The 12,659-nt window shown below is 70.7% G+C and carries 13 protein-coding genes; 7 read left to right on the top strand and 6 right to left on the bottom strand.

What is annotated here, in order from left to right; all coding sequences use genetic code 11:
* Nucleotides 1–9: 9 nt before the first annotated feature.
* The 6 genes from U0R18_RS01580 to U0R18_RS01555 all read right to left on the bottom strand — a co-directional run bounded on the left by U0R18_RS01580 (nucleotide 10) and on the right by U0R18_RS01555 (nucleotide 4,378).
* On the bottom strand, nucleotides 10–645 hold the full coding sequence (locus U0R18_RS01580) for an urease accessory protein UreF (RefSeq protein ID WP_526365265.1): 636 nt from the start codon (nucleotides 643–645) through the stop codon (nucleotides 10–12).
* On the bottom strand, nucleotides 645–2,378 hold the full coding sequence (locus U0R18_RS01575; protein WP_526365263.1) for an urease subunit alpha: 1,734 nt from the start codon (nucleotides 2,376–2,378) through the stop codon (nucleotides 645–647). Before U0R18_RS01575 ends, U0R18_RS01580 begins: the two co-directional genes overlap by 1 nt.
* A complete protein-coding gene (locus U0R18_RS01570) occupies nucleotides 2,375–2,689 on the bottom strand; it encodes an urease subunit beta (protein ID WP_526367355.1) in 315 nt (104 codons plus the stop codon). Before U0R18_RS01570 ends, U0R18_RS01575 begins: the two co-directional genes overlap by 4 nt.
* The gene (locus tag U0R18_RS01565) at nucleotides 2,689–2,991 is read right to left on the bottom strand and encodes an urease subunit gamma (protein WP_526365261.1); all 303 of its coding nucleotides are present in this window, start codon (nucleotides 2,989–2,991) and stop codon (nucleotides 2,689–2,691) included. Before U0R18_RS01565 ends, U0R18_RS01570 begins: the two co-directional genes overlap by 1 nt.
* Nucleotides 2,992–3,034: 43 nt before the next feature.
* A complete protein-coding gene (locus U0R18_RS01560; protein ID WP_526365260.1) occupies nucleotides 3,035–3,451 on the bottom strand; it encodes a PaaI family thioesterase in 417 nt (138 codons plus the stop codon).
* Between the two features lie 129 nt (nucleotides 3,452–3,580).
* A complete protein-coding gene (locus U0R18_RS01555) occupies nucleotides 3,581–4,378 on the bottom strand; it encodes an iron reductase (protein ID WP_526365258.1) in 798 nt (265 codons plus the stop codon).
* A gap of 182 nt (nucleotides 4,379–4,560) precedes the next feature.
* On the opposite strand from U0R18_RS01555, the gene U0R18_RS01550 reads away from it, so the two are divergent.
* From U0R18_RS01550 to U0R18_RS01520, 7 genes are all read left to right on the top strand, one after another.
* Nucleotides 4,561–4,956 carry a BlaI/MecI/CopY family transcriptional regulator gene (locus U0R18_RS01550; RefSeq protein ID WP_526365256.1) on the top strand — a complete coding sequence of 132 codons (396 nt, stop codon included), beginning with the start codon at nucleotides 4,561–4,563 and terminating at the stop codon, nucleotides 4,954–4,956.
* Between the two features lie 57 nt (nucleotides 4,957–5,013).
* Nucleotides 5,014–5,958, top strand: a complete 945-nt coding sequence (locus tag U0R18_RS01545) for a M56 family metallopeptidase (RefSeq protein ID WP_526365254.1) — start codon at nucleotides 5,014–5,016, stop codon at nucleotides 5,956–5,958.
* 51 nt (nucleotides 5,959–6,009) lie between these two features.
* A complete protein-coding gene (gene gnd, locus U0R18_RS01540; protein ID WP_526365252.1) occupies nucleotides 6,010–7,473 on the top strand; it encodes an NADP-dependent phosphogluconate dehydrogenase in 1,464 nt (487 codons plus the stop codon).
* Nucleotides 7,474–7,575: 102 nt separating this feature from the next.
* Complete coding sequence (locus tag U0R18_RS01535) at nucleotides 7,576–9,024, top strand: GuaB1 family IMP dehydrogenase-related protein (RefSeq protein WP_526365250.1); 1,449 nt, start codon at nucleotides 7,576–7,578, stop codon at nucleotides 9,022–9,024.
* A gap of 197 nt (nucleotides 9,025–9,221) precedes the next feature.
* Nucleotides 9,222–10,583 carry a CNNM domain-containing protein gene (locus U0R18_RS01530; protein ID WP_526365248.1) on the top strand — a complete coding sequence of 454 codons (1,362 nt, stop codon included), beginning with the start codon at nucleotides 9,222–9,224 and terminating at the stop codon, nucleotides 10,581–10,583.
* Nucleotides 10,584–11,672: a CBS domain-containing protein gene (locus U0R18_RS01525; RefSeq protein WP_526365246.1), complete on the top strand. Its 1,089-nt coding sequence runs from the start codon at nucleotides 10,584–10,586 to the stop codon at nucleotides 11,670–11,672. It abuts the gene before it with no gap.
* The gene (locus U0R18_RS01520; protein ID WP_526365244.1) at nucleotides 11,665–12,615 is read left to right on the top strand and encodes a 3-methyladenine DNA glycosylase; all 951 of its coding nucleotides are present in this window, start codon (nucleotides 11,665–11,667) and stop codon (nucleotides 12,613–12,615) included. Before U0R18_RS01525 ends, U0R18_RS01520 begins: the two co-directional genes overlap by 8 nt.
* Nucleotides 12,616–12,659 lie beyond the last annotated feature (44 nt).

Genomic DNA, 12,659 nt, shown 5'->3' with positions numbered 1-12,659 from the left:
AGAGTCCTTTCACGAAACGAACAGAGGCCGGTCCCGGGCCGCGTGGCGCTGCGCAAGCGTGTCCAGCAGCGGGTCGGACAGGTCACACAGCCCGGCAGCGGCCTGCGCGCCGGTGGTCTCGCACAGCTGCGCGCAGCCGAACGTGATGGCCGCGACGTCGGCGGGATCCAGCGCCAGCAGCCGCTGCGCCGCCGTCGCGCTGCCCGTCATCGTCGTGTACACCAGGGACAGCGCGGTGTGTTCGGGGGTCAATCCGGCTGCGCGCCCGGTCAATCCGGCGACCACCGGCAGGTGCGGGTGTTGGCCCACGCTCTCCCAGCTCTGCGCGGGCCAGACCCGCCGGGCCAGCCGCAGCAGGCCGCGGCCCTGGGCGCGGGACGCCGCCCGGGCCGCCGGTGCCGGGGTGCGCGCGTCGGTCTCGCGGTCGGCATCGGCGAGATCGAGTGCGCCGCGGTGCACGGCTGCCGCGATGGATGCCGTCACCAGCGCCTGGGTACGGATCCGGCGGCGCAGGAATGCCTCCAGGGTGCCGGTGTCGACCACCAGCCCGCTGCTGATCGCCTCCTCCACACCGCCGGAGTGCACGTGTCCGCCGGTGGGCAGCCGCGAATCCGCCAGTGCCAGAAGGTTTGTCAGGGCGCTCATCAGAACAGGAAATAGCGTTGCGCCATCGGCAGCACGGCGGCGGGCTGCTCGCGCCAGACCTCGCCGTCGATGCGGACGGTGAAGGTGTCCGGATCCACCTCGATGGCCGGGGTGGCGTCGTTGCCCGGCATGTCCGCCTTGCCCACCGCGCGAACATCCTTGACCGCCACAAGTTGTCGCCGGACATCGAGCCGGCCGGCCAGCCCGTCCTCGATGGCCTGCGGGGCGACGAAATGCACCGAGGTGGCCGCCGCGGCGGCCGGTGCCGCACCGAACATCGGCCGCGGCAGCACCGGCTGCGGCGTCGGGATGGACGCGTTGGCGTCGCCCATCGCCGCCCACGCGATCATGCCGCCCTTGAGCACGGCATGCGGGCGCACCCCGAAGAACGCGGGCTCCCACAGCACCAGGTCGGCCAACTTGCCAACCTCCACCGAGCCGACCTCGTGGTCCAGACCGTGGGCGACCGCCGGGCAGATGGTGTACTTCGCGATGTACCGGCGGGCCCGGTTGTTGTCGGCTCCATTCTTTCCCGCCGCATCCCCTCCTAGCGCGCCGCGCCGCTGCTTCATCACGTGCGCGGTCTGCCAGGTACGCATCACCACCTCACCGATGCGGCCCATCGCCTGGGCGTCGCTGCCGATCATCGAGATGGCGCCGATGTCGTGCAGCAGGTCCTCGGCCGCGATCGTCGAGGGGCGAATGCGGCTCTCCGCAAAGGCCAGATCCTCGGGCACGCTGGGGTTGAGGTGATGGCACACCATCAGCATGTCGAGATGTTCGTCCAGGGTGTTGACGGTGTGGGGCCTGGTCGGATTGGTGGAACTGGGCAGCACGTTGGCGTGCGAGGCCACCGTGATGATGTCCGGTGCGTGCCCGCCGCCGGCACCCTCGGTGTGATACGCGTGGATCGAGCGGCCCTTGATCGCGGCCAGGGTGTCCTCGACGAACGCCATCTCGTTGAGTGTGTCGGTGTGGATCGCCACCTGGACGCCGGCCGCATCGCAGACGGTCAGGCAGGCATCGATGGCGGCCGGGGTGGTGCCCCAGTCCTCATGGAGCTTGAAACCCGAAGCGCCGCCGCGCAATTGCTCCCACAATGCGGACGTATTGACCGTATTTCCTTTGCCCAGCAGCGCGATGTTCAGCGGCCAGGAATCCAGCGACTCCAGCATCCGGGCCAGGTGCCAGGCACCGGGGGTGACGGTGGTGGCCTTGCTGCCCTCGGCCGGGCCGGTGCCGCCGCCGATGATCGTGGTGATGCCGCCGCCGAGCGCCTCGGCCATGATCTGCGGGCAGATCAGATGGACGTGGCAGTCGATGGCGCCGGCGGTGATGATGCGGCCGTTACCGGCGATGATCTCCGTCGACGGACCCACCACCAGGTCCGGGTGCACCCCGGACATGATGTCGGGGTTGCCCGCCTTTCCGATGGCGACGATCCGGCCGTCCCGGATCCCGATGTCCGCCTTGATGATTCCCCAGTGGTCCAGGATGACGGCGCCGGTGATCACGGTGTCGGGGGCGCCCTCGGCGCGGGTGGCCCGGCCCTGGCCCATCGACTCGCGCAGCACCTTGCCGCCGCCGAACACGGCCTCGTCGCCGGCCAGACCGGGGCCGCCGCTGCGGTCCTCGGTGATCTCGATCAGCAGATCGGTGTCGGCCAGCCGGATCCGGTCACCGGTGGTGGGGCCGAACAGCGCGGTGTAGCGCGGCCGAGACAGGGCGCTCACGGGGCGTCCAGTTTTCCGGGCGGGGTCAGACTCAACCCGTGCACCTCGCGGGATCCCGTCAGCGGAACCAGCGAGACACGTTGTGCCACACCGGGTTCAAAGCGAACCGCGGTGCCGGCGGGAATGTCGAAGCGGTACCCACGGGCCGCCTCGCGGTCGAAGGACAGCGCACGGTTGGCCTGCGGCAGGTGCACATGACTGCCCACCTGAACCGGCCGGTCGCCGGTGTTCACGATCTCCACCTCGATGCGTTCGGCACCGACATTGAGCTCCACATCGCCCTCGCCGTAGAGGATCTCGCCGGGCCGGATCACGGTATCGGGTGGTGGACGGTGACGAGCTTGGTGCCGTCGGGGAAGGTGGCCTCGACCTGAACGTCCGCGAGCATCTCGGGCACACCGTCCATGACGTCGTCCCGGGTGAGCACGTCGCGGCCGCTGATCATCAACTCCGCGACGCTGCGACCATCGCGGGCGCCCTCGAGCAGATGATCGGTGATCACCGCTACGGCCTCGGGGTGGTTGAGCCGCAGACCGCGGGCCTGTCGACGGCGGGCCAGCTCGGCGGCGTACGACAGCAGCAGCCGGTCCTGTTCATGCGGGGTCAGACGCATTCGGCGATCCTGCCATGCTGGGGCGGGATCAGCAGGGCGAGGCTCAGGCCGCCATGTTCTGCAGACGAACCTGGCCGCGGGCCACGACGCGATCCTGCTCGTCGGTGATCGTCACGAGCCAGAGCTGCTGGCGCCGGCCGCGATGGATGGGTTCGGACACCGCATACACCGTGCCCGACGAGATTGCCCGTAGGAAGTCGGTGTTGTTGTTGACGCCCACCACGTTGCCGCCGCCGTGCTCGGACAGCCAGACGTAGGCCGACGTGCTGGCGACGGACTCGATCACCGAGCAGTAGACGCCGCCGTGGACGATGCCCATCGGCTGCTGCAGCGCCGGCGTGACCGTCAGCTCGGCCTTGATGCCGTCCGCGGTGACCTCGGTGTAGGTGAGGCCGAGTTGTTCGTCGAATGGCGAGGACGCCGACGCGACGCCCTCGGGAAGCGGGATCGATTCGTGCACATGCACTGTCTACACGCGCCCCCCGGAATGAAGCGAGCCCCGCGCGGTTGCGCGGGGCTCGCCCTTCGAGTGGACCGGGGGTCTCTGCAGCCCTCAGGACTCCGGCGCGGTCCGTTCGTCTCGACCCGCTCAGCATAGGCAAGGCTGCCCTAATTTCGCAAGCCCTTTCGCATGATTCCCGTGAACGATCGCCGAGCCCCTCACCCGGGGCGCCAGCGGTCCGCGCACCGGCAGGCCGAATCCGACCAGGGCATCCAGGACGGCCTGGCCCCGGCGCATCGCGACGAGCTCGCTCATGCCGGCCAACAGCGGGATCTGGGTGGCCGACCCGACCACGGCGGCCCCGACGGTGTGCCACATCGATGCCTGGCCGACCGCGCCGCCGCTGATCGCGTGCAGCCGGGCGAACAGCGGTGCCAGGGATCGGTGGCAGCGATGGGCGAGCCAGGTGGCCAGGGCGGCCTCGCCGGGCAGTGCGACGGCGCCGCGCTCGCCGGCGCACGCGTCGTCGGGGAGCACCCGCAACGTCGGATCGACGATTCCGAGCCAGTCGATCACCCCCTCGGAGTCGACGTGCACCCACAGGTTCTCCAGCCCGGTGTCCCAGGCGCGGCCCTCCAGCACGAACAGCGCGACGGCACGGCCGATCACCGTGTGGGCCAGGGCCGCCGCCAGCTGCTGGGCGGCGGCAGAGGCGCTGTCCATCTCGTCGGCCGCGGCGCGGTACATCTCGTCGAGCCGGTCGGTGGTCAGCGCCGCCTGCAGCGGCCACCAGCGGCGCTTGGACACATCGGCCATCACGGCCAGGCCGTAGACCCGCGGGCAGTCCGGGTAGAGCTGCCGAAGGCGACGGCTCGATACGTGTACGGGCAGCTCCCGGCGGATCACCATGCCGGCGATCAGCGGGTCATCGATGACGGCTGTCATGACACCTCCTCATGTGATTAGGTAAGCCTAACCATAGATAAACTCGAGGGCGATGGCATGCCTCCTGTGACAGCCCTCACACAGGCCCGAAGCCGCCGGTGGGGGCCACGGCGGACGTAGGTACGACAACCGGTAGTAAACGCGGGTAGGCTGACCACAACATTGACGGAGATGAACGGATCATGGCGAGACAAGCACGGCTGGGCGATCTGGAGCAGGCGGTCATGGACCAGCTCTGGTCCTGTGCCCAGCCCCAGACGGTCCGGCAGGTGCACGAGGCCCTGTCGACCCGCCGCGACCTGGCCTACACCACCGTCATGACGGTTCTGCAACGCCTCGCCAAGAAGAACCTCGTCGTGCAGCACCGCGACGACCGGGCACACCGCTACTCCCCCGCCCACGGCCGGGAAGAACTCGTCGCCGGCCTGATGGTCGACGCGCTGGAGCAGGCCGCCGACAGCGGCATCCGGCACGCCGCACTGGTCCACTTCGTCGAACGCGTCGGCGCCGACGAGGCCGACGCGTTGCGCCGCGCCCTGGCCGAACTCGAGGCCAAGTACACCAACCCGCAGCCCTAGCCGGCGATCGGCCGGGCCGGTTGGCGGTCGTGGGCCCCACTGAGAGACACTGGAGACGTGTCCGCGCTGGCCTTCACCCTCCTCGCCCTGTGCCTGGTCGGACCGGTGCCCGCGGCCCTCGCCCGCGCCCGCTGGCCCCTGCGGGCCCCCCGGGCGGCGCTGGTGCTCTGGCAGGCCATCGCCCTGGCGGCGGTGCTGTCCGCATTCAGTGCCGGAATCGCCATCGCCAGCCGGCTCTTCCTGCGCAACGACGGGCCCGGCGGTGCCCTCGGACTCGGCGAGATCCACCGGATGGGCTGGCCCGTCTGGAGCGCCTACGTCGTCGTCTTCGGTCTGACCTGCGTGGTCGGCGTCCGATTCATGGTCGCCATCTTCCGCGTTGCCATTGCGACCCGCCGCCGGCGGGCGCACCACCGCCTGCTGGTCGACATCCTCGACGTCTCCCGCTGCTCGCACGGCGCCGCACGGCGGGGCGAGTTGCGGATCCTCGACGTCGAGCAGCCCCTGGCCTACTGCCTGCCCGGCGTGCGCAGCCGGGTGGTGCTCAGCGAGGGCGCCCTGAGCGCCCTGGGCACGCGCGAGGTCACGGCGATCCTGTCGCACGAGCGGGCCCACCTGCGGGCCCGCCACGATCTCGTGCTGGAGGCGTTCACCGCCGTCCGCGCCGCGTTCCCGCGCTTCGTGAGCAGCGCGACAGCCCTGGAGGCCGTCCGCCTGCTCATCGAACTCCTGGCCGACGACGCGGCCGTGCGCACCGCCGGTCCGACGCCGCTGGCGCGCGCACTGGTGGCCTGCGCCAGCGCGCACACCCCGGCCGGCGCCCTGGCCGCCGGCGGCCCCACCACCGTGCTGAGGGTCCGTCGCCTGGCCGGCCAGCCCAACAGCCGGGCCTACTCGGTCGCCGCGTACCTGTGCGCAGTCACCGTTCTGGTCGTGCCCACCGTCGCGCTGGCCGTGCCCTGGCTGACCGAATTGCAGCGGCTACTGAGCACTTCCCGCTAGACACCGTTCAAAAGAGTTGTGCCACAACCGAACCGAAAGGGCCTGTCTTACATGACCTCCGCTGACTCGACATCCACCGACGGCACCGCGCAGATCGGCGTCACCGGCCTGGCCGTCATGGGCTCGAACATCGCGCGGAACTTCGCCCGGCACGGCTACACCGTCGCGCTGCACAATCGGTCGGTCGCCAAGACCGACGCGCTGCTGGCCGAGCACGGCGCCGACGGCAACTTCGTGCGCAGCCAGACCATGGCCGAGTTCGCCGCGGCGCTGCAGAAGCCCCGCCGCGCGCTGATCATGGTCAAGGCCGGCGACCCGACCGACGCCGTCATCGAGGAGCTCGCGGCGGTGTTCGAGCCCGGCGACATCATCATCGACGGCGGGAACGCCCTGTACACCGACACCATCCGGCGCGAGAAGGCCATGCGGGAGCGCGGCCTGCACTTCGTCGGCGCCGGTATCTCCGGCGGCGAGGAGGGCGCGCTCAACGGGCCGTCGATCATGCCGGGCGGCCCCGCCGAGTCCTACCAGGCGCTGGGTCCGCTGCTCGAGGAGATCTCCGCGCACGTCGACGGCGTGCCGTGCTGCACGCACATCGGCCCCGACGGCGCCGGACATTTCGTGAAGATGGTGCACAACGGCATCGAATACTCCGACATGCAGCTCATCGGCGAGGCCTACCAGCTGCTGCGCGACGGCCTGGGTTACACCGCACCGCAGATCGCCGAGGTGTTCACCGAATGGAACTCCGGCGACCTGGACAGCTTCCTGGTGGAGATCACCGCCGAGGTGCTCAGCCAGACCGACGCCAGGACCGGCAAGCCGCTGGTGGACGTCATCCTCGACGAGGCCGAACAGAAGGGCACCGGCCGCTGGACGGTGAAGTCCGCGCTGGACCTCGGGGTCCCGGTGACCGGCATCGCCGAGGCCGTGTTCGCCCGCGCGCTGTCCGGTTCGGTTCCGCAGCGCCACGCGGTACAGGGCATGGCGTCCGGACATCTCGGCCAGAAGCCCACGGATGCAAAGGCTTTCATCGAGGACGTCCGTAAGGCCCTGTACGCGTCGAAGATCGTCGCCTACGCGCAGGGCTTCAACCAGATCCAGGCCGGCAGCGCCGAGTACAACTGGGGCATCACTCCCGGTGACATGGCCACCATCTGGCGCGGCGGCTGCATCATCCGGGCCAAGTTCCTCAACCGGATCAAGGAGGCGTTCGACGAGAACCCCGACCTGCCGACCCTGATCGCCGCACCGTACTTCCGGGCCGCCATCGAGGACGGCATCGACAGCTGGCGTCGGGTGGTGGTGACCGCCACCGAACTGGGCATCCCCAACCCGGGCTTCTCCTCGGCGCTGTCCTACTACGACGGGCTGCGCACCGAGCGCCTGCCCGCCGCGCTGACCCAGGGCCTGCGCGACCTGTTCGGCGCGCACACCTACGGCCGCATCGACACCGACCACGCCAAGCGGTTCCACACCCTGTGGTCCGGCGACCACACCGAGGTCGAGGCCTGATTTCACCCCCGCGAGCAGACGCAAAGGCCCCGGGAATCCGCCAGAAGAAGGGCCCTCTGCGTCTGCTCGGCGGAGGGTTGCGGGCACACTAGACTCGGCGACGTGCAGTTTCTCCACGGTCACCAACCGCCGTACGACCTGACCTACGACGACATCTTCGTCGTTCCGGGCCGCTCCGACGTGGCATCCCGTTTCGATGTGGACCTGTCCACCAGCGACGGGACCGGCACCACGATCCCCGTGGTGGTCGCCAACATGACCGCGGTGGCCGGCCGGCGAATGGCCGAGACCGTCGCGCGCCGGGGCGGCATCGTGGTGCTGCCGCAGGATCTGCCCATCGACGCGGTGCGCGAGACCGTCGACTTCGTCAAGAGCCGCGACCTGGTGGCCGACACGCCGGTCACGCTGACCCCGGACAATTCGGTGTCCGACGCGGTCGCGCTGATCCACAAACGCGCCCACGGCGCCGCGGTGGTGGTGGCCCCGGCCGACGGCATCGCCCGGCCGGTCGGGTTGGTCACCGAGGCGGCGTGCACCGGGGTGGACCGGTTCGCCCGGGTCCGCGACGTGGCCTTCACCGACTTCGTCACCGCGCCGGTCGGCACCGATCCGCGCGAGGTGTTCGAACGGCTCGAGCACGACCCCATCGACGTCGCGGTGCTGACCGGGCCCGACGGTTCACTGGCCGGTGTGCTGACCCGCACTGGCGCCATCCGGGCCGGGATCTACGCCCCCGCCGTCGACGCCCGGGGCCGGCTGCGGATCGCCGCGGCCGTCGGCATCAACGGCGACGTCGCCGCCAAGGCCCGCGCGCTGGCCGAGACCGGCGTGGACGTCCTGGTGATCGACACCGCACATGGACATCAGGCCAAGATGGTCGACGCCATCAAGACCGTCGCGGCGCTGGACCTCGGGCTGCCCCTGGCGGCCGGCAACGTCGTGGCGGCCGAGGGCGCCCGCGACCTGATCGCGGCCGGGGCCACCATCGTCAAGGTCGGTGTCGGACCGGGCGCGATGTGCACCACCCGGATGATGACCGGCGTCGGCCGGCCGCAGTTCTCCGCGGTGCTCGAATGTTCCGCGGCGGCAAGGGAACTCGGTGCGCACGTGTGGGCCGACGGCGGTGTGCGGCATCCGCGCGACGTGGCACTGGCCCTGGCCGCCGGCGCCTCCAACGTGATGATCGGTTCGTGGTTCGCCGGCACCTACGAATCCCCCGGCGACCTGATGTTCGACAGCGACGGCCGGCCCTACAAGGAGAGCTACGGCATGGCCTCCAAGCGCGCGGTGGCCGCCCGCACCAGCGGCGACAGCGCGTTCGACCGCGCCCGCAAGGCCCTGTTCGAGGAGGGCATCTCCACCTCCCGGATGGCGGTCGACCCCACCCGCGGTGGCGTCGAGGACCTACTCGACCACATCACCTCCGGGGTGCGCAGCACCTGCACCTATGTCGGGGCCCGGAACCTGGCCGAACTGCACGACAAGGTCGTGCTCGGGGTGCAGTCCGCCGCCGGGTTCGCCGAGGGACATCCGCTGCCCACGGGGTGGTGAGCGGGGGCTCCGTTAGGATAGGAGCCCACGTCACATCGAGGGAGAGGGACCGAGTTGGGTTGCGGCAGTCCTGCGCCGCAGGCACCCCTGGACCAGATGTGCGCACCGTCGGAACCCGACAATTCGGCCGACGAACCATCCTCTAGCGGGCCGGGCCGCGAACGTCGCGGGCCCGGCTGTCCCTCCGGAGTTGAACGATGACCGGCTGGTGGACCGCGCTGAGCGTGCTGGCCATCCTGTTCCTCACGGCCGGCACCGCGTTGTTCGTCGCCGCCGAGTTCTCGCTGACCGCGCTGGAACGCAGCACGGTCGACGCCAACGCCCGCACCGGCGACCGGCGCGACCGCTTCGTCCAGCGGGCCCACCGCACGCTGTCCTTCCAGTTGTCCGGCGCCCAGCTCGGCATCTCGATCACCACCCTGGCCACCGGTTTTCTGGCCGAACCGGTGGTGGCGCAGTTCCTGCGGCCCGGACTGGACGCCCTGGGCCTGCCACCCGGTCCGGCCGGCGGCCTGGCGCTGGCCGGTTCGCTGGTGATCGCCACGTCGCTGTCGATGGTGTTCGGCGAGCTGGTGCCCAAGAACCTCGCGATCGCCCATCCCGTGCCCACCGCCCGTGCCACCGCCGGCCCGCAGCTGCTCTTCTCGCGGATCTTCACCCTGGCCATCCGGGCCACCAACGGCACTGCCAACTGGATCCTGCGGCGGATGGGCATCGAGCCGGCCGACGAACTCGCCTCGGCGCGCACTCCGGCCGAACTGGTCTCGCTGGTGCGCAACTCCGCGCGCAGCGGGTCGCTCGACGAGGACACGGCCAAACTGGTGGACCGCTCGCTGCAGTTCGGCGAACGCACCGCCGAGGAGCTGATGACCCCGCGCTCCAAGATCGAGGTGCTGCAGGCCGACGACACCGTCGCCGACCTGGTCGCGGCGACCACCGAAACGGGCTTCTCCCGCTTCCCCATCGTCGCCGGCGACCTCGACGAGACCATCGGCATCGTGCACGTCAAGCAGGTTTTCGAGGTCCCGCCGGCGCAGCGGTCCAGCACCCGGCTGGCCACCCTGGCCCGACCGGTCCCGGTGGTGCCGTCGACCCTGGACGGCGACGCGGTGATGTCCCAGGTCCGGGCCAACGGCCTGCAGACCGCCCTGGTGGTCGACGAGTACGGCGGCACCGCGGGCATGGTCACCGTGGAGGACCTCATCGAGGAGATCGTCGGCGACGTGCGGGACGAACACGACGACGCCACCCCGGACGTGATCCGGGCCGGCAACGGGTGGCAGGTCTCCGGGCTGCTGCGCACCGACGAGGTGGCCGAGGAGACCGGGTTCCGCGCCCCCGACGGCGAGTACGAGACCATCGGCGGCCTGGTTCTGGCCGAACTCGGCCACATCCCCCAATCCGGTGAGTCGGTCGAGCTGACCGCGTTCGACCCCGACGGCGACCCCGAACGTCCGGTGCGCTGGCTGGCCACCGTGGCGGCGATGGACGGCCGGCGCATCGATCTGCTCCACCTGACCGAGCTGGGCCCGCGCGGCCCCGACGGGGGGCGACGCTAGATGGGCACCGACATCCTGGGCGTGCTGCTGACCGCGATCCTGCTCGGCGCCAACGCGTTCTTCGTCGGTTCGGAGTTCGCGCTGATCTCGGCGCGCCGGGACCGGCTGGAGGCGCTGGCCGAACAGGGCAAGAAGAGCGCGGTGACGGTCATCCGCGCCGGTGAGCGGCTCTCGCTGATGCTGGCCGGCGCGCAGCTGGGCATCACGATCTGCTCCATCCTGCTCGGCCGGGTCGGCGAGCCGGCCGTCGCGCACCTGCTGGAGAGGCCGTTCGACCTGGTGGGCATTCCGGACGCCCTGCTGCACACGGTGTCCTTCCTCGTCGCGCTGGGTCTGGTCGTGCTGCTGCACGTGCTGCTCGGCGAGATGGTGCCCAAGAACATCGCCATCGCCGGGCCGGAACGCACCGCGATGCTCCTGATCCCGCCGTACCTGGTCTATGTGCGGGCGGTGCGGCCGTTCATCGCGTTCTACAACTGGTGCGCCAACATCACACTGCGGGCGCTGCGGGTGGAGCCCAAGGACGAACTCGACGTGACCGTGTCCACGGTCGAGCTCTCCGAGATGATCGCCGAATCGGTGTCCGAGGGCCTGCTGGATCCCGAGGAGCACACCCGACTGACCAGGGCGCTGCAGATCACCGAGCGCACCGTTGCCGACATCGCGCTGCCGCTGCATGAGATCCGGGCGGTCCCGGTGGCCGGGACCGGGCTGGGCCCCACCATCGGCGCCGTCGAACAGGCGCTCGTCCAGACGGGTTACAGCCGGTTCCCGGTGGCCGACGTCGACGGCCGTTACATCGGCTATCTGCACATCAAGGATGTCCTGGCCCTCGGCGACGATCCCGGCGCCGTCGTCGACCGCGGCATGGTCCGCCCGCTGCCGCAGGTCGAATCGCGCATGTCGCTGCCCGACGCGCTGTCGCACATGCGGCGCAACAACAGCCACCTGGCCCTGGTCACGGGACCGACCGAGCAGTCGGGCCCCGCGGCGGCGCCCGGCCTGCCGCCGATCGTGGCGGTGGTCGCGCTCGAGGACCTGGTCGAGGATCTGGTCGGGACCGTGCGCGACGGGACCCACCGTGTCTGAGCAGGTGCTCGGCGCCGACGATTGGCAGCAGCGGGCCGCCGCGCACCGGAATCGGGCCGACGCGCTGCTGGCGCTGACCCGGCCGGACACCGCGGCGCACCCGGTCTGGGACTTCCTGTTCACCTACTACAGCGTCCGGCCCGGACAACTGACCTGCTGGCATCCCGGCTACGGCGTCGTCCTGGCCGGTGGGCAGGCCCGCCGCCACTACCTGGGCCGCACCGGTTACGCCGAGCATCCCGACGGCGTCACCGTGACGGCCGATCACCTGGCCAAACGCGCCGCCACCGTCGAATTCGTCGCGCGGTTGCTGGCGGCCACGGCCGCCCGGCCGGCGCAGCTGAACTGCTTCGGCATGCACGAGTGGGCGATGGTCTACCGCAGCGCCGACGTCCGCCACGATGCGGTGCCGCTTCGGCTGGGCGCGGCCGGCACGGACGCGGTGGTCGAGTCCCCCATGTTCACGCCGTTGCGCTGCACCCATTTCGACGCGTTCCGGTTCTTCACCGACGCGGCGGTGCCGCGCAACGCCGCACGTCTGACCCGCGAATCGCAGGTCGGGACCGAGCAGCCCGGCTGCCTGCACGCGAACATGGACCTGTTCAAGTGGGCGATCAAGCTGGGTCCACTGCTGCCCTCCGAGCTGATGCTGGACTGCTTCGAGCTGGCCGGCGCGGCGCGCGAACTCGACATGGCCGCCAGCCCCTACGACCTGTCCCACTACGGGTACGCCCCGATCAAGGTCGAGCAGCCGGCGGGCCGGGCCGAGTACGCGCGCCGCCAGAGTGAGCTCGCACACGCTGCCGCCGCGCTGCGCCGGGAGTTGCTGACGCGGTGCCATATATTGGTGCGAGCCGATCGCGGCGCGACCCGTCGCGGCACCCCGGTGCGCCACACCCCCGCACATCCCTGGACCAACACCAGCGCCAGCGCGCCGCCATAGCCTCGTTGCGCCCTTTGCCGGGCCTAGGATTGATTGACTGCCAG

It is taken from the genome of Mycobacterium sp., from assembly GCF_046330795.1.
In the GTDB taxonomy this organism is placed as follows: Bacteria; Actinomycetota; Actinomycetes; order Mycobacteriales; family Mycobacteriaceae; genus Mycobacterium.
Note: the sequence above shows the minus strand (reverse complement) of the source record. Positions and strands in the feature narration are given on the sequence as shown.